This window comes from Kiloniella laminariae, from assembly GCF_027214005.1.
Lineage (GTDB): Bacteria > Pseudomonadota > Alphaproteobacteria > Kiloniellales > Kiloniellaceae > Kiloniella > Kiloniella laminariae_A.
Genome location: NZ_JAPWGY010000003.1, coordinates 201,941 through 223,036, shown reverse-complemented (window position 1 = coordinate 223,036; position 21,096 = coordinate 201,941). Strand labels below are relative to the sequence as shown.

The window sequence follows — 21,096 nt, the reverse complement described above, 5'->3', positions numbered from 1 at the left end:
AAGATGATGATTCGGCCGGTCTTCTGCAAGGAATAACAGCTCAGCCTGCGTCCTGGGCTGATTCGTTAAGTTTATCCATGTCCAGCAGTTCGGGACTATGATTGATGCTTTCAAGGAAAAGAACAAGATTTTCCGGTGATAACGCTGTGGTCATGCTGTTGATAAGAGGGTGACAGTTGATCGGGGATTGCTGCATCATCTGCTGATCGAGGACAACTTTTACCTCAGTATTCCGGTCATTAATGGCGGCGAAAGCTGAAACTGACCCAGGCTCGACCCCCAAAAATTCCATCAGCCTGTCGGAACTGCCAAAAGAAAGTTTTCCTGCATCAAGGGCTTTGCCCAGTGTTTTGATGTCGATTTTGCGATCTTCAAGGCAGACGAGAAGCCACATCTGTCCCTTTTTGTTGCGCAGGAACAGGTTTTTTGTATGAGCACCGGGCAGATCACCTCGCAATGCCTTGGATTCCTCGACAGTAAATACCGGGGCATGTGTCTTTGTTTCTGCCTGGATTCCCAGATCCTGTAATTTTTGTAAAAGCTGTTGCGGGGTGAGGGGAGAAAGGGGTGTCGTCATCAAATTTCTGCCTTTACCTGTCGTTGGTTGTCGAACGAGAGAGAGTAAGTGATACAGGTCTGAGTGTTTTTTTAGCTTTTGATCTCTTATGGGAGCAAGGAAGAATATTATTTTGAAAAAAGCCCTTGCAAAGGCAAACACCGTGGAGTAAATACCCGTCACCAACACAGAGAGCGCGGGCGTAGCTCAGGGGTAGAGCGTCACCTTGCCAAGGTGAATGTCGTGAGTTCGAATCTCATCGCCCGCTCCAGTGTTGTCTGAAAATGACCCGGCTTTGGCCGGGTTTTTTCTTTTCAACTTCTCTTATTCAAACCAGCCTTGTTAGATTTGTCCTGGTCGGGGTGGATGGCTTTGACTGTTTTCCGGGTTTAATCTTTATTCTTTGGCTTTTGTCTCTATGTGGAGGTCCGGATGCGGAGGTCCAAAAAATATCCCTGTGAAATGGACTGTTCCCCTGATTGACTGAATGATGCTTATGCGAGAGGAGAGAGATTGAGCTGTTTTTTGCTTCTTCTTTCGGCTATCACTCAGCGGTAATATATTGTGCTTTGTTCTTTTGATCGTTTGAGGATGCTTGTCCGTTGGCCAGATCTTTAACCCTGTATTTCCTGACATTTCTGTTTTTACTGGCCTATGTCAGCCTCGTGGTCACGATCGGGACTGACTGGTTGCCGGATTACTGGTATGTGCATCTTCTCTATTATCCTTTTGTTGGACTAGTCTGGATTTATCCAATTGCGAAACTTATGTTCTGGATGAAGCGTAAAAGAGAGGAATCCGGACAATGAAGCTCTGGCTGAAAATCATGCTGTTTGCTGGTGGCCTGTTTTTGACGGGAAACACAGTTGTTTTGGCTGCAGGAGAGCTAAACCGGGATGAAACCTTTAGCTTTTGTCTCGCGGAGCTGGGCAAGCGTATCGGTGCTGTCGAAGCGGCAAAGATGAAGCATCATTGCGACTGCGCAACCGATGCGGTACTGGCGAAGACACCTGAGAGTCTGAAGGAACCCTTCAGCCGTCTGGTTCGTCGCCAGGGACTTCGACCGGAAGATCAGGCGGCTTTCAAGGCTGAAACCGGGAATTTCTTTCTCTATCTGGCGATGTTAGACAACCAGTGTCCCAAAATACTGAAAGACCCTCAGCTTCAGAAGCTGTTGTTGCCTGTGCAGTAGAGTTGAACTGCTGCCAGAATCTCTCCCTCAGAATCAACGAGTTCGAGTTTAAGCTGCTTAAGTAAGGCTTTTCTCATCAACCAGCGGCCAAAAGGAACGATCCAATGAGGATCGATATCTGTTTGCAGCATCAGGTTGATGCTTTTTTTCTGCCGGGATAAGAGTTCGTTCTTATCAGTGGCAGGCAGAGGCCCTGTAAACTTACAGGGGCCATACCCGCGCTTCTGCAGGATGTCGATGACAAAATCAAGCGACTGGTCTCCCAAAGAAAATTCTATATGGGCAAGAGCCAGTAGTGCGGTTTTATCTGCCGGGCAGGCGAAATGGGAGGATGGCATGGTCAGATCTCGTGATGCAAACAGGATAACAGGCAGGCGAACGGCTCGGCATACAAGTGCCGTTGGTCATTCGGGTATCTGCAGGCATTCGCACAGCTGTTAGGTTTAGGATCTGACTCATGCACATAGAATTATCTCTTTTGTTTGACGGGTGCAAGTTCTTCACAGTTTCTCGTCGCCTGGTCAGTTTTGCGGGGTTTACTTCCGTCGCGTTCAATCAAAATGAAGCGAACCAGCGCTGGGAAAATCTGAACAGCTCGTAAAAATTACTCAGCAATTGTGCCGGCTCTGTGTCTTAAATATGAACAAATTCTTTATCCTGATGTGGAAACTCTTCTGATCCAACCCGACTGATGTTCTTTCGATTCTGCTGTTTGCGGACAAGGGTGCAAGGACCACCGCTGTCTGTCTTGACAGGGCCAGACGAGGCGAGCAGATCAGGAGTCATAAGAAAAAATGATCTTTTTACGCGAAAATAATATTGTTATTTCGGTAAAGGGATGTGGTTTGCCATTTAAATTCATCGTTTCTTAAGGGGTAGGAGAAATATCCTGATTACGGCACATTTTTTACTCACATTGCTTCCTAAATAGGTTAACTTGTGAGGGTCTTTCGTCCCTTGGGTCGGATCAGGGGCAAAGGCGTCGAATAGAGCAAAAAAACCTAATAACAAAGCGACAGCGGTCCGAGGGAAGAGCAATGGCCATTACTGGCATCAACAGTATATCTGAGCGTATCGAAAAAGTAGCGGAACTGGTGCACAAGAAACTGAATGCTGATAAAGCACCAATGATTGAACAGTTCGTGCGAACCTTCTATGACAACGTTCCTCCAGATGATTTGCGCGGAGAAACCGCCGACAATCTTTTTGGTTCATCTCTGGCTCTTTGGGGACAGTTGCAGCAACGCAGCCCCGGAGAGCCTAAAATCAGGGTTTATAATCCCCGTCCCGAAGAGCACGGCTGGAAATCATCCCATACCGTTATTGAAGTCATTAATGATGACATGCCGTTTCTGGTCGATTCCGTTACGGCGGCCCTTGAAAGGCTCGAAGTCGAGGTGCATCTGGTTATCCACCCGGTGATCAGCTGCCTTCGTGATGGCAAGGGCAAGCTCATAGCCGTCAATGGTAATGGAGGCGGCGCCGGACAACTCACTGAATCTGTGATGCATATTGAGATCAGTGAGCAGGTTCTGGAAAGCCACAGCCAGATTGCACATGAACTTGCCGATGTTTTTGCCGATGTGAAAGCTGCGGTTGAAGACTGGCAAACCATGGTGGAAAAGCTGCAGGTGGTTACGGATGAAATGCAAAAATCCCCGCCTGCTGTTTCCAAAGGCGAAATCAGCGAGTCGATCGCTTTTCTGGACTGGTTGAAACAGGATAACTTTACCTTCCTCGGGTATCGCGAATATCAATTCGATGGAACGGGGACGGAGGCGACGCTGAAAGTGGCCCCCAATTCCCTGGGTGTTCTGCGTGATATCAATGTGCACGTTTTTGATGGTCTGCGCGATTTCGGAAGTTTGCCTGCTGAAGTGCGTTCTTTTATGACGCAACCGGTTTTGATCCGGATTACCAAAGCCAATCGTCGCTCTACGGTACATCGTTCGGTTCATCTTGATACTGTGGCGGTCAAGCAGTTTGACAAAAATGGCAAGGTCATCGGCGAGATTCTCTTTGCCGGTCTCTTCACTTCTACAGCTTATGCCCGTTCTCCAAGTGATATTCCTTTGCTGCGCCACAAGGTCAAGAAGGTGTTGGATCGTTCCGGATTCAAATCAGCCAGCCATGACAGCAAGGCATTGAGTCATATTCTCGAGACCTTTCCCCGAGACGAACTGTTCCAGATTTCAGAAGACGAGCTGTTCAGTACTTCCTTGGGGATTCTGCATCTGCAGGAGCGCCGCCGCATCGCGATTTTTGTGCGCAAGGATCCCTTCGAGCGTTTTATTTCCTGCCTGACCTACATTCCGCGCGATCGTTTTGATACGGCTCTGCGCCGCAAGGTGTCGGATATTCTCTGCCAGGCCTACGACGGGCAGATCAGCGCCTTTTTTACTCATCTTTCTGATACAGCCCTGGCCAGGGTCCACTTTATTATCAAGACAACCCGGGGACAGGTGCCGGTTGTTGATGTGCAGGAACTGGAACAACAGGTTGCCGAGGCTGGCCGTTCCTGGGCAGATCGTCTTGAAGAGGCGCTGGTTGAGGCGCGGGGCGAAGAGCAGGGCATACGGGCAATGCGCCGTTTTGGTGCTTCTTTCCCTGTTAACTACCAAGAGCATTTCAACGAGAACGATGCCGTTTTTGATCTTTCCCGGGCTGAAGAAGCTCTTGCCGGGGATGGTCTGGCGATGAATCTCTATCGTCCCCTTGGGGCAGATCCAGACCAGATCCGTTTCAAGATCTATCTCAAAGACAATCCGGTTCCGCTTTCCGATGTCCTGCCGATGCTGGAAAACATGGGGCTGAAGGTTCTTAGCGAAATTCCCTATAACTTTCATTCGAAAGCAACAGGTGAATCCGTATGGATGCATGATTTCAACATGGTCCTGGCCGGAGAACTCGAAGTTTCTGTCAGCTCTGTCAGGGAAGGTTTTCACGAAGCCTTTGCGGCGGTCTGGCATGGCCGGATGGAGAACGACGGCTTTAACCGTCTGGTATTGCTTGCCGCATTGAAGGTGCGTGAAGTGACAATCCTCCGTGCCTATTGCAAGTACCTGCTCCAGGCCCGGATACCTTTCTCCCAGTCCTACATGGAACAGACACTGGCACAGAATCCCGATTTGACCCGGCTGCTGGTTGATCTGTTCCTTGTCCGCTTTGCCGGTAAGGGGGATGAAGGCAAGGCGACAGCGATCAATCAGGAGATCAATGGTCTGCTCGACAATGTCAGCAATCTTGACGAGGATCGCATTATCCGGCGTTTCCGGAATGTGATTGACTGTACTCTCCGGACCAACTTCCTGCAAAAATCTGAAGATGGGAAATATAAGTCCTATCTTTCCTTCAAGCTTGATTCACGCAAGATCATTGATCTGCCGCTGCCTAACCCCTTCCGCGAGATATTTGTCTATAGCCCGGAAGTCGAGGGTATCCATCTGCGCTTTGGTTCTGTCGCTCGTGGAGGGCTGCGCTGGTCTGATCGCCGCGAGGATTTCCGGACAGAGGTTCTCGGGCTGGTCAAGGCGCAACAGGTCAAGAACTCGGTTATTGTTCCGGTTGGTTCCAAAGGGGGATTTGTAGTCAAGAATCCACCGCCTGCCAGTGCCGGGCGAGAGGCTTTCCTTGAATCAGGTATCGGCTGCTACAAAACCTTTATCCGGGGTCTGCTCGATATAACCGACAACTTGGTTGCGGGTGAGGTCGTGCCGCCGGTTGATGTGGTGCGTCGGGACAGTGACGATCCCTATCTGGTTGTTGCAGCTGACAAGGGAACCGCGACGTTCTCTGACATCGCCAACAGTGTTTCTGTCGACTATGGATTCTGGCTTGATGATGCCTTTGCCTCGGGCGGCTCGGCTGGCTATGACCACAAAAAAATGGGCATTACGGCCAAAGGCGCATGGGAATCGGTCAAACGGCACTTTCGCGAGCTGGGCAAGGATATCCAGAAAGAGCCTTTCAGCGTTGTTGGTGTCGGAGATATGTCGGGAGATGTCTTTGGCAACGGTATGTTGCTCTCGACCCAGATCAAGCTGGTCGGTGCTTTCAACCACATGCACATCTTTGTCGATCCCGAACCTGATGTGGCGAAAAGTTTTGCCGAGCGTCAGCGCCTGTTCAATCTGCCCCGTTCCGCCTGGACGGATTATGATGCCAAGCTGATCTCTCAGGGTGGCGGTGTATTCGAGCGCAGTGCCAAGTCGATCAAGATCAGCAAGGAAATGAAATCTCTGTTCGAGATCAGTGAGGATGAGCTGGCACCGATGGATCTGATGCGGGCCATGCTGAAATCCAAAGCCGAGCTTCTCTGGTTCGGCGGTATCGGTACTTATATCAAGCAAAGTGGCGAAAGCCATGCCGATGCCGGTGATCGTGCCAACGATGCCCTGCGGATCAATGCCAAACAGCTGCGTTGCAAGGTGGTTGGCGAGGGTGCCAACCTGGGGATGACCCATCCTGCCCGTGTTGAATTTGCCCAGAATGGCGGTCTGATCAACACAGACTTCCTTGATAACTCGGCCGGGGTGGACTGTTCAGACCATGAGGTCAACATCAAGATTCTGCTCGGTGCTGTCGAGGCAGAAGGTGACATCACCCGCAAACAGCGTGACAAGCTATTGGAAAGCATGACCGATGAGGTCGGCGAGCTGGTATTGCGTGATAACTATCTGCAGAGTCAGGCGATTTCGGTAACCGCCAATATTGGTGGTCGTCTGCTGGACCGTATTGCCCGCTATATGCGCTCTCTGGAAAAACAGGGACTGCTGAATCGGGCGATCGAGTTCCTGCCGGATGATGAAATGGTGCTTGAACGGATGAAACAGGGGACGGGCTTTGAGCGCCCGGAACTGGCAACATTGATGTCCTATAGCAAGATCGCGCTGTATGACGAGTTGCTTTCTTCCAATCTGCCCGATGATCCCTATATGGAGGGGCCGCTGGTGGATTACTTCCCGACGGCACTGCGGAAAAAGTATGCGAAGCAGATCGGTCTGCACCGTCTGCGCCGCGAGATCATCGCCACCGTCATTACCAACGACATGGTCAACCGCGTCGGTATTACCTTTGTCTATGAGGTGAAGGAAAAAACCGGGCTGGCATCCTGCGATATCGCCCGGGCCTATACCATTGCCCGTGAGGTTTTTGGTATGCGCCAGCTGTTCGACATGATCGAGGATCTTGATAACAAGGCTCCTGCTTCCCTGCAATCCAGCCTGCTGGCGGAATGCGGTCGTTTGATTGAACAGGGCACGGTCTGGTTCCTGAGGAACGGTACTCATCCGCTGGACATCAATCAGGAAATTGCCTCCTATGCCTCGGAAGTCGAGGTCATTGCCAAACAGCTGGAAAAGCTGGTGTCGAAAGACAACGCCAGCCTTCTGGCCAGCCAGATCAAGAACTATGTCAAACAGGGTGTGCCGGCAGATATTGCCAAGCAGATCGCCGGCTTGCGTTTGCTGACTCCTGCCTGTGACATTGTCCGTCTGGCCCAGCGGTTGAAAATGCCGGTGGACAAGGTTGGCAGCACCTACTTCTCTATTGGCGAGCGCTATGGTTTTGACTGGTTGCGCGGGGCTGCGGGACGCCTGCCGAGTGAGTCGGCCTGGGACAAGCTGGCGGTTACCGCGATTGTCGATGATCTCTTCGGCCATCAGGGTGAATTGACCGCCCGGGTACTGGAGGCAGCTGGCAAGGTGGATCGGGTTGAGGCCGCGATCAAGGAATGGGCCGAGTCCAAGAAACCTCTGGTGAACCGGACCGAGCAAATACTTGCAGAACTCAATGCGGCCGGGAAACCGGACTATGCCATGCTGGCGGTTGCCAATCGCCAGCTGAAGAACATGGTTTCGGCCTAGAAAGCCAGAAGCAAGGCGAAAACCAACAGGCTGTTGCTAAAAATAGTAAGGCCACAGCGTTTCTTGAGGAAGCGCTGTGGCCTTATCTTTTCGTGAGATTCTCTATTTACTGCTCTGGCAATAAGGTTTCTGGAGGGCTTTCTGTCGTTTCGGGACTGGCTCAGGTGTAAAAAATCCATTATGTTGGAAAATAGATCAAAAAAGCAGGAAGTCGAACCAGGATGCCGACAAAACGTAAAAGTGTTCCCCAGATCGGCGACAGGATCCGAGACCTGCGCAAGGAAAAGAGCCTGACGCTGGATCAACTGGCTGCTCTTTCCGGTGTGTCGAAATCCATGCTCTCACAAATCGAGCGCGGTCAAGCCAATCCGACCTTTGCTACCCTGTGGAATCTGACCCAGAGTTTTGGCATGGATATCCATGAACTGCTTGAGGGAACACCGCGAGGGCCGGAGCCCGATGTTGTGCGGATCGAGCTGGTGCCGGGAAATCTGACGCCAACCATGACCAGTCCGGATGGTTCCTGTGTCATGCGCATCCTGTCGCCTGTGGAAAATGCGGCGGTTTGTGAATGGTATGAGCTGCGCTTTGAGCCCGGCGGGGTCTTGCGGTCAGCCCCACATGCCCGGGGCACCCGCGAACATCTTACCGTCCTAGCTGGCTCCATTACGGTTGAATCTGCAGGGGCGCGCGATTCTGTGATAACGGGTGGAACGGCTCGTTACCCGGCAGATTGCGATCATGCGCTGATCAATCCCGGCGATTGCGAGGCTCTGGCCCTGCTGGTGGTCGAGCGCTTGCAGGGCGTGCAGTAAGAAGATCAATTTTTGCCTAGAGCGGCTATGTCGCCTGCTGCGTAAAGAACGGTCTGTCCTTTTGTGCAGATGTATGATGTCACCTGGTCTTATCAGAGGTCTGATTTTCTGGGGTTTTAGTGGATAAAGGCGGGTGTCTCTGGCACCTGCCTTTTTTGCTGGGCGCAGTTGATAGGGCTGTTTTGTGCTCCGGAATGAACTTGCGGCGGCATTTTGATCAGGATCTTTAAGTATTCAGGCCTGAATATAAATCGTTTCAAGGGTTCAGCCCCTAATTTTCCAGCGTTTGTTATCTGGTGAAATCGCCTTTTCTGTCTCGTCAGCGCGCTAAGAGAAGGCTCCTGTGGGGGGCCTTGTTAAGTATGCATTTATATTTGCCACTGAACATCATTCCTTCTCCGAAATAAAAATTGAAAAACTGCAAAACCATAGGGCTTTTATGCTTGTTATTTGGCATAAATACATATATTCATGTATATAATGACAAAATATTCAGGGAGTGTCCGACATGTCGTTTAAAAAAGATCATCTTGTTGCAGCAGTTATTTATGACGGTCTTTGCACTTTCGAATATGGCCAGGTTGTTGAGGCCTTTGGCCTGCCGCGACCGGAATTTGATAACTGGTATCGCTTTGTCAGTTGCTCTGCAGACAGCGGCCCCTGTAAGGCTGTGGGCGGGTTACAGGTCGTGGCAGATCACGGGCTGGAAATTTTGAAAGAGGCTGATACCATCGTGATTCCGGGCTGGCGTTCTGTGTATGAACGGCCCCCGGAAGCTTTGCTTGAGGCAATCTGGGCTGCCTATTATCGCGGGGCGCGCATTGTCTCGGTCTGCTCGGGTGTTTTCGTTTTGGCTGCAGCCGGAATCCTCGGGAATCAGCAGGTTACAACTCATTGGCGCCATGCTGATATTCTGTCAAAAATGTACCCGGACCTGAAGGTTGATCCCAATGTTCTCTTTATTGATAGCGGGCGAATCATGACCTCGGCCGGCTCTGCTGCAGGACTGGATCTTTGCCTTAATATTATCCGCAAGGATCATGGGGCAGCGATCGTGAACAAGGTAGCCAAGCGTCTGGTGCTTCCGGCTCAACGTGATGGGGGGCAGGCCCAGTTTATTGATCGGCCGCAGGTTCGACACGAAAAGGCAATGCAGGAACTTTTGCAGTGGGTGCGTAAACATCTGAAGCAACAAATTCGGGTTGAGGACCTTGCCAGGCGGGCACATATGAGCCTTCGGACCTTTATCCGTCGATTCAAGGAAGCCACAGGTCTTCCGCCAGCGCGCTGGATGATTCAGGAGCGGCTGGCCCTTGCTTGCACCTGTCTGGAAGAAACCCGTATGTCTGTGGAGGAAATTGCCGATCACTGTGGTTTTGGACTGGCAGATACCTTGCGACATCATTTCCGTGACCAGATGGGAATCAGTCCGACCCGTTATCGTCAGAACTACCAGCTGGTTTGAGCTTCCAGCCTGAAACAGGCGATTGGCTTCAGGTTGGCTGTTTGCTTAAAAATCGTAGTGATCGAAATAGACGGGATGTTCCCGGTATTCAAGCTGGACAAGCCAGCCGGGCAAAGCGGTGTGGGGATCATCGATTTTTGTCGATCGTCTTCGAGGGCGCGGCCTTTTCTATAGCAAGAGCGCCAGTATGGATCTTGAGGACAAGGGGTCGTAAATCCTGCAAAACTTGCTCCCGGTATGGTATAATCGCTCTTCTTGATTGCAAGAAAGCCGAAATGCACAAAGCTAGATTTGCGATCCGGTTTCTGGCGAAGTCAGTCTGACTGCAGTCATAAGTCAAAGATGAGAGACTTCTGACTTGACAAATCCACTATACTGGATAATGTATCTCTCATATTAAACATGAGCCGAGGCAGGATTAATGAGCCGATCCATCATCAAGCATCTAGCCAGTGAACTGGCGGAGTTAAAATCAGCAGGGCTGTACAAGGCCGAGCGGGTTATTACCTCATCGCAATCTCCGGCAATTGATGTGGCGGGGCGTGGCGAGGTGCTGAACTTCTGCGCCAACAACTACCTTGGTCTTTCGAATGATCCGGCCCTGGTTACGGCAGCGCAAAAGGCACTGGAGGAATACGGTTTTGGACTTTCCTCGGTACGTTTTATCTGCGGCACGCAGGATATCCACAAGCAACTGGAATCCCGCCTGTCCGGTTTCCTTGGTCAGGAAGATACGATCCTCTATTCCTCCTGCTTCGATGCCAATGCCGGGTTGTTTGAAACCCTGTTGGGCGAAGGCGATGCGGTCATCAGCGACGCCCTCAACCATGCCAGTATCATTGATGGGGTACGTCTTTGCAAAGCCAAGCGTTATCGCTATGCCAATTCGGATATGGCAGAGCTGGAGCGCTGTCTGCAGGAATCTCAGGACCAGCGTTTCCGTCTGATCGTTACGGATGGTGTCTTTTCCATGGATGGCTATATCGCCAATCTGACCGCGATCTGTGATCTGGCGGACAAATACGATGCGCTGGTTATGGTTGATGACAGCCATGCCGTCGGCTTTATGGGGCCAAACGGTGCAGGCACACCGGATCATTGCGGTGTGCGTGACCGGGTAGATATCATTACGGGCACCTTGGGCAAGGCCCTGGGGGGGGCTTCCGGCGGATATACCTCGGCCAAGCGTGAAGTTATTGACTGGTTGCGTCAGCGCTCGCGACCCTATCTCTTTTCCAACTCTCTGGCTCCGGTGATCACCGCAACCTCGCTGGCGGTTCTGGATCTGGTGGAAAACGGCAAAGGCCTGCGCGCGCAACTGGTGGAAAACAGCAACTATTTCCGCGCTGGAATGGCGGCGCTCGGTTTTGATCTGCTGTCCGGCGAACATCCGATCATACCGGTGATGATCGGGGATGCAGCGCTGGCGACCGAATTGGCAGACAAGCTGCTGGAACGGGGCATTTATGTCATCGGCTTCTCCTTCCCGGTTGTACCAAAAGGCAAGGCGCGCATTCGCACACAGATGTCGGCGGCGCACACGCGCGTGCAACTGGATCGTGCGATTGCTGCCTTTGGTGAAGCAGGTCGCGAACTCGGCATTATCTCTTAAGGCCCCCCCGCATTACGGGACGAGAGCTGCCCAAATCCCTGTGCTGAAGTAGGCAGCAGGATGATTTCTGGTGGAAAAACAGAAGTGGACTCACGGCAATGAAAACCCTGGCTAAACTGAAATCCGAGCCCGGTATCTGGATGCGCGAAGAAGCCCGCCCGGAAATCGGCCCCAACGATGTGTTGATCAGGATCAGGAAATCCTCCATCTGTGGCACCGATGTGCATATCTACAACTGGGATGACTGGGCCAAGGCGACCATTCCGGTCGGCATGACCACGGGACACGAATATGTTGGCACGATTGAACAGGTCGGCAGTCAGGTCAGCCACCTGCAGATCGGCCAGCGGGTTTCCGGCGAAGGTCACATCACCTGCGGCCACTGTCGTAACTGCCGTGCCGGACGGCGCCATCTCTGTCGCAATACCGAAGGTGTCGGGGTCAATCGTACCGGCTCATTTGCCGAATACCTGTCGCTTCCGGCGAGCAACGTGTTTGTTCTGCCGGACGAGATTACCGATGATATCGCCGCGATTCTCGATCCCTTTGGCAATGCCGCTCACACCGCGCTCTCGTTTGATGTGGTCGGCGAAGATGTGCTTGTTACCGGGGCGGGACCCATCGGCATTATGGCGGCGGCGATCTGTCGCCATATCGGCGCCCGCCACGTGGTAATCACTGACATCAATCCCTACCGCCTTGACCTCGCGCGGAAGATGGGAATCAAACATACGGTCAATGTCTCGGAAACAACCATCCCCTCGGTGATGAAAGATCTTGGCATGACCGAAGGTTTTGACGTCGGGCTGGAAATGTCCGGCAGTGAACCAGCCTTCAACTCCATGCTGTCGGCCATGAATCATGGCGGGCGTATCGCCATGCTCGGCATTCCGCCAGGCCGTATGGGCATTGACTGGAATCAGGTAATCTTCAAGGGACTGGTGATCAAGGGCATCTATGGCCGGGAAATGTATGAAACCTGGTACAAGATGGCGGCCCTGATTCAGGGCGGGCTCGACCTGACTCCGATGATCACTCACCACTTTGACATCGATGATTTTGAAGAGGGGTTCCAGATCATGCGCTCTGGCAACTCTGGCAAGGTTATCCTCGACTGGGGCGTCAAATAAGACCCCGGCAGGGCGAATTTGTTTGGAGGGGCTGTTTTTCTCTTTCTTTATACTGGAAACTTGCTGCGAGGTGTCATGATCTTGATTTTGGTGCGACTAGGTCGTACCATCGAGGCATGCATGCGTGTAGCCAGGAACAACAAGGAAGAAAACCCGGATGACCGTCAAATCATCGATATCTCTGACTGATCAGCAGGCAGCCTTTGCCCGTTCACTGGTAAGGGAAGGACGTTACGCCAGTCTGAGTTCCGTGGTGCAACAGGGGCTTGATTTGCTGCGGCAAAAAACCGAAGCCGAAGTTCTGGAAGCTGAAGCCTTGCGGCTTTTGATTGCCCAGCGACGTGAGGGAGATTTTATTTCCGGGAACGAAATGAAACAGCGTCTTTCAGCCAGGCTAACAAAAAAGCGTCGGGTGCATGGTCTGGAAGGTTGAGTTTTCGGCTGATGCCGAACAGGATTTTGATTTGATCTTCGATCATCTCTTCGAAAGTTACCGCGCTTTTGGTGCCGCTATTGAAACTGCCTTTGATCAGGCTGCTGAACGTATCGAAGAAATCAGGATATCAGCGGAGAGCCTTGCAAATGCGCCTTACCGGGGAACCTTGCACGATGAAATCCTGCCGGGCCTGCGGCATGTCACCCTGGATCAGGCAATTGTCTGGTTCGAACTGAATCCATCAAGCGAAACGGTCCGTATTCTTGCCATCTTCTTTGGCGGACAGGATCATGTAAGACATATGCTGAGAAGGTTGCTGAGCCGATAAACCGTTTTATTGCCCCTGTTCGTGTACCAGTATATTCTTGGATGAGATAGTTTATGGACACGATTACTCGCCTTACTTACGCAAATAGCTGTCAGCTCTGCGACAAAATCCCTTATATTTAAGTCGCAAGATGGGTGTCTTGTTGAGCAAACTCTGCTATTAATTCCTGATCGGCATAAATAAGGGCTCCTGAAGCGGAGCCGGGCGACAGGGGAAGCAGATGGATAACCTTTCGGCGATGGGTATCTTTGTCAAGGTGGTCAAGGAAGGCAGCTTTTCAGCGGCGGCGCGGGCCTCGGGCCTGACTCCTTCGGCAGTCAGCAAGCAGGTCGGGCGGCTGGAAGACCGCTTGGGGGCGCGGCTGTTCAACCGCACGACCCGCCATCTGAGCCTGACCGAAGTCGGGCGCGGTTTCTATGATCGCTGCTGCCAGATTCTGGCAGATGTGGAAGAAGCGGAAAATGCGGTGGCCAACCTGCATGCTGCACCGCGCGGGACTTTGAAGCTCAATGTCCCTGTGGCCTTTGGCCGTTTGTGGATTGCGGCCTTGATCCCCGAATTTATGGAGCTCTATCCTGAAATCAAGCTGGAGCTGAATCTGCAGGACCGTTTTGTTGACCTGCTCAGCGAGGGGTATGATCTGGCGGTGCGTATTGGTGATCTGGAAGATTCCAGTCTCATCGCCAAGAAACTGGCAGCCAACCGCCGGGTAGTCTGTGCCTCGCCGGGCTATCTGGAAAAACATGGAGTGCCCCACAGTCCGCGTGAACTGGAACATCACCACTGCCTGATCTATACCTCACGGGCTTTTCGAAATGACTGGCGCTTTACCAGCCAGGAAGGGGAAGAAACGGTGCATGTAGGCGGCGCGATTGAAGCCAACAATCCCGAAGTGATAATGGATCTGATCATGCGTGATGTCGGGGTGGCTTTGCTGCCGCTCTGGCTGGTGGGCCGGGCAATCCGTGAGGGGCGTCTGCGGGAGATTTTGGTGGATTATCATGTGCCGGACAGCGCTATCTATGCGATCTATCCGCCGGGGCGGCATCTTTCGCCCAAAGTCCGGGCCTTTGTCGACTTTATGGCAGAAAAGTTTCATCTGCCGGAAAACAATTTCGAGCGTGCAGGGTAAAATCAGAAATGCCAGTTACACCGGATTCAGATGCCGGAAAGAATCGTAAGGGCCTCAACCTTCCTTTTGGTCGTGAAAGTGCCTTGCTGGTGGTGGATGTGCAACAGGCGATTGATGACCCGCGCTGGGCAGAATTTGGACCTCGGAACAATCCACAGGCCGAGCAGGTCATGGCGGCAGTGCTGGCCGATTGGCGCAGGCGGAGCCTGCGGGTGATTCATATCCGCCATGACAGCAGCGAAGCCGCTTCAACCTATTGTCCGGGGACTCCCGGCCACGCTTTCAAGCCTGAAGTGGTTCCGTGCGAAGGCGAGCTGGTTCTGGGCAAGCGGGTTAACTCTGCCTTTATCGGTACCGATCTTGACCAGATCCTGCGCGACCAGGGCATCAGACGATTGCTTGTTATGGGGGTGATCACCAACAATTCGGTCGAGGCCACGGTGCGTATGGCAGGTAATCTGGGCTATGACACCCTGCTGCTGGCCGATACCTGTTTTACCTTTGCCCGCCCTGATTTTTCCGGGGTGCTGCGCAGCGCCGAAGAGGTGCATAATCTCTCCCTTGCCAATCTTGACGGCGAATACTGCCAGGTAGTGAGCAGTAAGGATGTGATAGCGATAGGCGACTGATCTAATATGTATTAATGAGCCTTCATAGGGTCCGGGTTCAAAAGACACTGCGTGCAGTATAGATGAAGGGGGAAACGGAATGTTTAGTCATGTGACAGTTGGCAGCAATGATCTGGAGCGGGCCGGAAATTTTTATGATGCGATTTTGATCCCCCTGGGCCTGCGCCGCCGGAAGGTGACGGATGATGGGGGACCAAAGGCGCTTTGCTGGGTTTCTCCAGATCAGGTTTTGCCACGATTTTATGTCTATCAACCTTTTGACCGCCAATCGGCCCTGGCTGGTAACGGTGTAATGGTCGCCTTTCTGGCGCCAGACCCCGCCTGTGTAGATCTTGCCTGGAAAGCGGGACTGGAAAGTGGTGGAAGTGATGAAGGTGCCGCTGGACCCCGGCCTCAGTACGGCGAGAGGTACTACGGGGCCTATCTGCGCGATCCCGATGGCAACAAGGTTCATATTGTTTGTCGTGACGATCTGAAATGATTCAGCAAGAGTGCGCAGGTCAGACAGAATTACTCTTGATATGCAGAGCTGGGAGAGATCATGGATAAATATGTGATAAGCAAAGCCGAAATCGAAGCGATGGAAGGTCTCGAGAAAACCCACTTTCTCAATGATAATGCCCGGCGAAATAACAAATCGCTGGGTGATCTTACGGGCCTGACCGGGCTGGGTTTTCATATCATAGAGGTACCACCGGGCTGTGAATCCACCGAATATCATGTGCATTACAACGAAGACGAATGCAGCTATGTGCTTTCCGGTACAGGCAAGGTGATTATCGGCGAGGAAGAACACAGTATCGGGCCGGGTGATTTTATTGGCTATCGCGCGGGTGGTCTGGCCCATACGATGATCAATGACGGGCCAGAGCCGCTCAAGTGTATCGTTGTTGGCCAACGCCTTGCTCACGACAGTGCCGATTATCCCAAACTTGGCAAACGCATCTATCGCAGCAACGGCAAACCCTGGGATCTGGTCAACCACGAACACATCGTCACGCCTGGCGGTTTGGCAGGGAAAAAGAGCTGAGAAGCTTTTCGAGCTTGTCGAACTTGATCAGGAAACTGCTGCGGCCTGAACTGTAACTGTCTTGTACAAGAACAAAGGCTGCCAATCGGCAGCCTTTGTTGCAGATACGGGGCTCTGTGCCTAGTGGCGGAAGTGGCGCATGCCGGTAAAGACCATTGCCAGACCAGCTTTGTCAGCCGCAGCGATGACCTCGTCATCCCGCATGGATCCACCGGGCTGTATCACGGCTGTAGCGCCTGCCTCTGCAGCTGCAAGCAGACCGTCAGCGAAGGGGAAGAAGGCATCAGAGGAAACCACCGAGCCAACAGTGACTGATTGTGCGTGACCTGCAGCCTCGGCAGCCTCTTTGCCTTTCCAGGCGGCAATGCGGGAGGAATCAACCCGGCTCATCTGTCCGGCACCTATTCCGACTGTTGCACCGTTCTTGACGTAGACAATGGCGTTTGACTTGACGTGTTTGCCCACACGGAAGGAAAACAGCATATCTGCAAGTTCCTGTTCTGTCGGGGCGCGTTTGGTCACGACCTTCAGATCAGCAGCGGTAATGCGCCCATTATCGCGACCTTGCAGAAGGAAACCGCCGGAGATGGTTTTCATGGTCATGCCCCGATCAGCCGGGTTTGGCATGGCACCAGTGATCAGGACACGCAGGTTTTTCTTTGATGCGAAGATCGCCCGGGCTTCTTCATCTACATCCGGAGCAATGATAACCTCGGCGAAAAGATCAGCGACCTGAGAAGCTGTGGCAGCGTCCATGGTCCGATTGGTGGCGATAATGCCCCCAAAAGCACTGACCGGGTCACAGGCAAGCGCTGCCTTGTAGGCATCACTGAGATTGTCGCCCGTTGCTACGCCACAGGGGTTGGCGTGTTTGATAATGGCAATGGTCGGGGCCTCAAATTCGGAAACCAGTTCAAAAGCAGCGTCGGTATCATTGAGGTTATTGTAGCTGAGCTCTTTCCCTTGCAGCTGCTTTGCGGTGACCACACCGGGACGTGCGTCGATAGAGCTGTAGACGGCAGCAACCTGATGCGGGTTTTCGCCGTAACGCAGGGACTGTTTGTGTTTGCCGCCAAGAGTGGTCTCGCGGGGGAAGTCGATCCCGCATTCACTCTGGAGCCAGTTGGAGATCATCGAATCATATCTGGCAGTATGGCTGTAGGCACTGGCGGCCAGCTTGCGGCGGAGTTCAGCGGATGTGCTGTTGCCCTGCGCCTTCATCTCGTCGATCACAAGCTGATAATCAGCCGGATCGGTAATTATGGTAACAAAGCCGTGGTTCTTGGCTGCAGCCCGTACCATACCGGGGCCTCCGATATCGATGTTTTCCACACAGGTTTCGTAATCCGCACCAGAGGTCACGGTTGCCTCGAAGGGATAGAGGTTAACGATCACCAGATCAATCGGGGCGATGTCGTGTTCGGTCATGGCATCGGTGTGGGTTTTCAGATCGCGCCTGGCCAGAATACCACCATGGATCTTCGGGTGCAGGGTCTTGACCCGCCCGTCCATTATTTCAGGAAAACCGGTGTGCGCGGATACTTCCTTGACCGGTACGCCAGCATCCTTCAAGGCCTTGGCTGATCCGCCGGTTGAGAGGATCTCAATCCCCTGATCAGCAAGAAACTTGCCGAATTCTACAAGCCCGGATTTATCGGAAACGGAAACGAGCGCACGACGGATGGTCTCAGACATAGCAGTTCCTTAGCAGCTGTCTTCTACCCCGGTTGCCCGCCGGAGCAGGAGGTGGGGCGGTTCCCTGTGTCTTTTGACAAGGGTGGTCGCCCTGGTTGGCCGATTTTTCGAATGGCGCGCCACTAATAGCGTGAAGTGTCGGTTGATGCAATGCGTCGAGTGCTTGAAGTGGCAGCTATAATCTCATTGGTGAGAGGCTGCTGCTTCGAGATCTCTATCCTGGGGTTGTTGGCCATTATACTCCGGAACCAGACGGCGCAGCTGGGCAATTACCCCTGGCCGGTCTCTTTTCTGGATGAGCTGGGACAGGTGATCCAGGCTCTGGATCATAAATTCCAGATCTGCCGTTCTGGGTGAAGCTAGTTTGAGGCTGTTATGGTTGGTTGGGAGGAGTGGTTCACTTTCGTGGAAAAGCTCTTCGTAAAGTTTTTCTCCTGGTCGTAAACCAGTGTATTCGATCATGACTTCTTGATCAGGTTCAAATCCCCCAAGCCGGATAACCTGTTTGGCCAGATCCACTATTTTTACCGGGTCACCCATATCCAGAACATAGATTTTTCCGGCATCGTTACTGCCAAGTTCTGCGCCAAGAGTCATGGTTTGCAAGACAAGCTCAACGGCTTCTCGGATGGTCATGAAATAGCGTGTAATATCTGGGTGGGTAACGGTAAGGGGCCCTCCGGCACGCAATTGCCGTTCAAAAAGGGGGACAACAGACCCGGTTGAGCCGAGAACATTGCCAAAACGAACGGTGACAAAACGGGTTTTTCCTTCGTCTCTTCCGGCAATATCGAGAGCTTGGCAATAGCTTTCTGCCAGTCGCTTACTTGCGCCCATGACATTCGGAGGGTTGATCGCTTTGTCGGTGGATATCAATACCATCGTTTTCACGCCTGCCTTACGACAGGCATCGGCAGTATTTCGGGTGCCCAATGTATTGGTATGGACGCCTTCTACCGGGTTAGCTTCTACAAGCGGGACATGTTTCAGTGCAGCAGCATGGAAGACCAGTTCGGGCTTGAAACGTTCAAAGACCTGCTCAAGTCGGGAACGATCGCGGACGTCACCAATGATAGCATCTCTTTTTAAATTCGGGAAATTTTCATCAATTTCCAGATCGATTGAATAGAGATTATACTCAGAACTATCGAGCAGGATCAGGTGTGCTGGACCAAAGGATGCGATTTGCCGTGCCAACTCCGAGCCGATTGAACCACCGCAACCTGTGATCAATACTCTGCGATCAGAAATCAGATCCCGCATTCCTTGCCGATCAAGAGTGGCCTGTTTCCGGCCCAGAAGATCTTCAATAGCAATTGGCCGCACTTCGATGTTTTCGCCATTACTGCTTTTAAATTCGGTAGGGTTCGGTAAGCGGTCCAGTATCAGTGCCTGCTTTTCAGCTATAGCATTGATAAACTGCATGACCTCACGTTCCAGCACTGTTGATATGACAAGCCTTTGTGGTGCTCTGTTCGTCGTGCTGCAGACTTTTAGCGCAGTCTCAAGTTTCTCGAGGGGGCCAGCAACCGGGATGTCATGAATTCGCCGTCCCGCTTCTTTTCCGCTGGGATCAAGAATGCCGACGACCTCGTACAGGCTACCGGGATCACGGCTGATATGACGAACAAAAGCTTCCGCGAGATCATCGGCCCCGATCAGAAAGACAGGTATTCTGAGATGACTGTTTTTTTCCATTATCCGGCGAAAGCCCTGATCTTTCCAGATGCGATAGAGCATCCGGGGGGCACCCAGCAAGAAGATCAGGATAAACCAGTTTATAATCAGCGAGCTTCTAGGGATGTCTTCCAGTCTGTTCCAGAAAAACAATACAGGAACAAAGATTAACATGATCAAAGTGGCGGCTTTGATAATGTTAAAAAGATCGTTCATTGAGGCGTAGCGCCATATTCCTTTGTAAAAGCCCAGTAACCAAAAGGAAAAAGCACCGACTATTATAAAGAATCCCCAAGTCGGCAACAGGTCGCCTGAAGGCAGCAAAACGGGCTGAGTGACATCGGTGCGCAGAGCAAGTGCCAGGGCAAAAGAAATCGCGACCATGATCAGGTCATGGACAAAAGCTACCAGAGACTTGAAACGGGGAGTGGCCTGAAGCCTCATTGGTGCACTTTCCTTATTACCGACCGAGTATAATTTCTTTCAATTCTGTGCGGCACAATAATGGTTACGGCTTCTGTTTGCCAGAGGCCTTTAAGCCCTGTTTGCGAAGAAGAACGATCATTGTCAGGCTTACCAGCATTAGTGCAAAAGTCAAACTTAGCCATGGATGGTTCTGGCTGAACCATACCGCTATCCCAAGCAAGCCGATATTACAGCCCAGAATTACCAGAACGACCTGTTTGTGGCTGGCTCCGTTCCGGACTGCCCATTGATAACAGTGTTCCCGGTGAGCTTGCCAGATTTTTTGCTTTTTAAGCAGGCGCTTTATCAAAGTAAAGGTCGCATCACAGAGGTAATAAAGCGGCAAGATCAACGCGGCAGCCCAAAGGCCTTGGGAGATTAACAAGAGAAAAAACCATCCGAGAATGTACCCCAGAGGAACTGAGCCCACGTCTCCCAGAAAAATCGAGGCTGGTTCCCAGTTCCAGATCAGAAACCCGGTTGTCGAGGCCATAATGATAAGGGGTAAAAACTGAAAACCTTGCGGAAGGGGCAATTGCCAGGCCAGGATAATTAAGCCAAGGGTAATCGAGATTGTCTGGATACCTGAAATTCCGTCGATACCATCCATGAAATTATAGAGATTGATTAACCAGATCCAGGCTAGACCGAGGATGAGATGATCTAACCAAAGGGGGAGGTAACCGGGGAATAGCTGAACCGACAACCCTGCACGATTCAAACCCCAGAAGCCCAGGGCTACAGCAAAAATCTGTATAACAAGACGCGTTTTTGCTGATAAATTTTTTACATCATCAAGCCAGGAAACAGCCATCAAAGCCAGACTGCCCAGGATAATCTGCCAAAATCCGGGTAAGACTTCGGGAGCAGAGAGGCCATAGCCCACCCAACCAGTGAGAAGAACGGCCATCAGTGCAATACCCCCCCCTCTGGGAGTCGGGATTGTGTGGCTGCTCCGTTCATTGGGAGTATCCAGGACGCCTTTGCGCAGTAAAAACTTGCGCAACAGGCTCGTGGCAAGACAGGAAGCAAGGCAGAACAGGGCAAAAATTGTCAGAAGATCAAGCACC

General features: G+C 52.1%; 18 protein-coding genes and 1 tRNA gene. 14 read left to right on the top strand and 5 right to left on the bottom strand.

Translation table 11 applies throughout. The features are described 5' to 3' along the window. Positions 1-40: 40 nt before the first annotated feature. A complete protein-coding gene (locus tag O4H49_RS10080) occupies positions 41-577 on the bottom strand; it encodes a prolyl-tRNA synthetase associated domain-containing protein (RefSeq protein WP_269423307.1) in 537 nt (178 codons plus the stop codon). Between the two features lie 175 nt (positions 578-752). Here O4H49_RS10080 and O4H49_RS10075 point away from each other — a divergent pair. From O4H49_RS10075 to O4H49_RS10065, 3 genes are all read left to right on the top strand, one after another. Further along, positions 753-827: transfer RNA gene (locus O4H49_RS10075), tRNA-Gly, on the top strand. Between the two features lie 331 nt (positions 828-1,158). Then, the gene (locus O4H49_RS10070; RefSeq protein WP_269423306.1) at positions 1,159-1,365 is read left to right on the top strand and encodes a DUF2842 domain-containing protein; all 207 of its coding nucleotides are present in this window, start codon (positions 1,159-1,161) and stop codon (positions 1,363-1,365) included. Further along, a complete protein-coding gene (locus tag O4H49_RS10065) occupies positions 1,362-1,748 on the top strand; it encodes a hypothetical protein (protein WP_269423305.1) in 387 nt (128 codons plus the stop codon). Before O4H49_RS10070 ends, O4H49_RS10065 begins: the two co-directional genes overlap by 4 nt. Here the strand turns inward: O4H49_RS10065 and O4H49_RS10060 are convergent. Next, positions 1,721-2,086, bottom strand: a complete 366-nt coding sequence (locus O4H49_RS10060) for a hypothetical protein (protein ID WP_269423304.1) — start codon at positions 2,084-2,086, stop codon at positions 1,721-1,723. The genes O4H49_RS10065 and O4H49_RS10060 overlap by 28 nt on opposite strands. A 699-nt stretch (positions 2,087-2,785) precedes the next feature. Here O4H49_RS10060 and O4H49_RS10055 point away from each other — a divergent pair. The 11 genes from O4H49_RS10055 (at position 2,786) to O4H49_RS10005 (ending at position 16,189) form a co-directional block, all read left to right on the top strand. Then, positions 2,786-7,612 (top strand): NAD-glutamate dehydrogenase, encoded by a 4,827-nt coding sequence (locus O4H49_RS10055; RefSeq protein ID WP_269423303.1) that lies wholly within the window; start codon positions 2,786-2,788, stop codon positions 7,610-7,612. A 221-nt stretch (positions 7,613-7,833) separates the two neighbouring features. Continuing rightward, a complete protein-coding gene (locus O4H49_RS10050) occupies positions 7,834-8,427 on the top strand; it encodes a helix-turn-helix domain-containing protein (protein WP_269423302.1) in 594 nt (197 codons plus the stop codon). A gap of 508 nt (positions 8,428-8,935) precedes the next feature. Then, positions 8,936-9,892 carry a transcriptional regulator FtrA gene (gene ftrA, locus O4H49_RS10045; RefSeq protein WP_269423301.1) on the top strand — a complete coding sequence of 319 codons (957 nt, stop codon included), beginning with the start codon at positions 8,936-8,938 and terminating at the stop codon, positions 9,890-9,892. A gap of 421 nt (positions 9,893-10,313) precedes the next feature. After that, positions 10,314-11,504 (top strand): glycine C-acetyltransferase, encoded by a 1,191-nt coding sequence (locus O4H49_RS10040; protein WP_269423300.1) that lies wholly within the window; start codon positions 10,314-10,316, stop codon positions 11,502-11,504. Positions 11,505-11,602: 98 nt separating this feature from the next. Continuing rightward, positions 11,603-12,634 (top strand): L-threonine 3-dehydrogenase, encoded by a 1,032-nt coding sequence (tdh, locus tag O4H49_RS10035; protein WP_269423299.1) that lies wholly within the window; start codon positions 11,603-11,605, stop codon positions 12,632-12,634. A gap of 157 nt (positions 12,635-12,791) precedes the next feature. After that, entirely contained in the window at positions 12,792-13,067 is a 276-nt protein-coding gene (locus O4H49_RS10030) for a ribbon-helix-helix domain-containing protein (RefSeq protein ID WP_269423298.1), read from the top strand. Beyond that, positions 13,051-13,398: a type II toxin-antitoxin system RelE/ParE family toxin gene (locus O4H49_RS10025; RefSeq protein ID WP_269423297.1), complete on the top strand. Its 348-nt coding sequence runs from the start codon at positions 13,051-13,053 to the stop codon at positions 13,396-13,398. The genes O4H49_RS10030 and O4H49_RS10025 overlap by 17 nt, the downstream gene beginning before the upstream one ends. A 220-nt stretch (positions 13,399-13,618) precedes the next feature. Then, entirely contained in the window at positions 13,619-14,530 is a 912-nt protein-coding gene (locus tag O4H49_RS10020; RefSeq protein ID WP_020590364.1) for a LysR family transcriptional regulator, read from the top strand. A gap of 8 nt (positions 14,531-14,538) precedes the next feature. Further along, positions 14,539-15,159: a cysteine hydrolase family protein gene (locus tag O4H49_RS10015; RefSeq protein ID WP_269423296.1), complete on the top strand. Its 621-nt coding sequence runs from the start codon at positions 14,539-14,541 to the stop codon at positions 15,157-15,159. Between the two features lie 79 nt (positions 15,160-15,238). Continuing rightward, a complete protein-coding gene (locus O4H49_RS10010) occupies positions 15,239-15,640 on the top strand; it encodes a VOC family protein (protein ID WP_269423295.1) in 402 nt (133 codons plus the stop codon). Positions 15,641-15,700: 60 nt separating this feature from the next. Continuing rightward, positions 15,701-16,189, top strand: a complete 489-nt coding sequence (locus tag O4H49_RS10005; RefSeq protein ID WP_269423294.1) for a cupin domain-containing protein — start codon at positions 15,701-15,703, stop codon at positions 16,187-16,189. 120 nt (positions 16,190-16,309) lie between these two features. Here O4H49_RS10005 and purH read toward each other — a convergent pair whose 3' ends face one another. From purH to O4H49_RS09990, 3 genes are all read right to left on the bottom strand, one after another. Beyond that, positions 16,310-17,884 (bottom strand): bifunctional phosphoribosylaminoimidazolecarboxamide formyltransferase/IMP cyclohydrolase, encoded by a 1,575-nt coding sequence (gene purH / locus O4H49_RS10000; RefSeq protein ID WP_269423293.1) that lies wholly within the window; start codon positions 17,882-17,884, stop codon positions 16,310-16,312. 183 nt (positions 17,885-18,067) lie between these two features. Continuing rightward, entirely contained in the window at positions 18,068-20,005 is a 1,938-nt protein-coding gene (locus O4H49_RS09995) for a polysaccharide biosynthesis protein (RefSeq protein WP_269423292.1), read from the bottom strand. Positions 20,006-20,069: 64 nt separating this feature from the next. Further along, positions 20,070-21,095, bottom strand: a complete 1,026-nt coding sequence (locus tag O4H49_RS09990) for an MraY family glycosyltransferase (protein WP_269423291.1) — start codon at positions 21,093-21,095, stop codon at positions 20,070-20,072. Between the last annotated feature and the right edge of the window lies 1 nt (position 21,096).

Coding starts and splice junctions, on each gene's coding strand:
- O4H49_RS10080 (WP_269423307.1), bottom strand. CDS start 577: ATGACGACACCCCTTTCTCCCCTCACCCCGCAACAGCTTTTACAAAAA.
- O4H49_RS10065 (WP_269423305.1), top strand. CDS start 1,362: ATGAAGCTCTGGCTGAAAATCATGCTGTTTGCTGGTGGCCTGTTTTTG.
- O4H49_RS10060 (WP_269423304.1), bottom strand. CDS start 2,086: ATGCCATCCTCCCATTTCGCCTGCCCGGCAGATAAAACCGCACTACTG.
- O4H49_RS10055 (WP_269423303.1), top strand. CDS start 2,786: ATGGCCATTACTGGCATCAACAGTATATCTGAGCGTATCGAAAAAGTA.
- O4H49_RS10050 (WP_269423302.1), top strand. CDS start 7,834: ATGCCGACAAAACGTAAAAGTGTTCCCCAGATCGGCGACAGGATCCGA.
- ftrA (WP_269423301.1), top strand. CDS start 8,936: ATGTCGTTTAAAAAAGATCATCTTGTTGCAGCAGTTATTTATGACGGT.
- O4H49_RS10040 (WP_269423300.1), top strand. CDS start 10,314: ATGAGCCGATCCATCATCAAGCATCTAGCCAGTGAACTGGCGGAGTTA.
- tdh (WP_269423299.1), top strand. CDS start 11,603: ATGAAAACCCTGGCTAAACTGAAATCCGAGCCCGGTATCTGGATGCGC.
- O4H49_RS10030 (WP_269423298.1), top strand. CDS start 12,792: ATGACCGTCAAATCATCGATATCTCTGACTGATCAGCAGGCAGCCTTT.
- O4H49_RS10025 (WP_269423297.1), top strand. CDS start 13,051: ATGGTCTGGAAGGTTGAGTTTTCGGCTGATGCCGAACAGGATTTTGAT.
- O4H49_RS10020 (WP_020590364.1), top strand. CDS start 13,619: ATGGATAACCTTTCGGCGATGGGTATCTTTGTCAAGGTGGTCAAGGAA.
- O4H49_RS10015 (WP_269423296.1), top strand. CDS start 14,539: ATGCCAGTTACACCGGATTCAGATGCCGGAAAGAATCGTAAGGGCCTC.
- O4H49_RS10010 (WP_269423295.1), top strand. CDS start 15,239: ATGTTTAGTCATGTGACAGTTGGCAGCAATGATCTGGAGCGGGCCGGA.
- O4H49_RS10005 (WP_269423294.1), top strand. CDS start 15,701: ATGGATAAATATGTGATAAGCAAAGCCGAAATCGAAGCGATGGAAGGT.
- purH (WP_269423293.1), bottom strand. CDS start 17,884: ATGTCTGAGACCATCCGTCGTGCGCTCGTTTCCGTTTCCGATAAATCC.
- O4H49_RS09995 (WP_269423292.1), bottom strand. CDS start 20,005: ATGAGGCTTCAGGCCACTCCCCGTTTCAAGTCTCTGGTAGCTTTTGTC.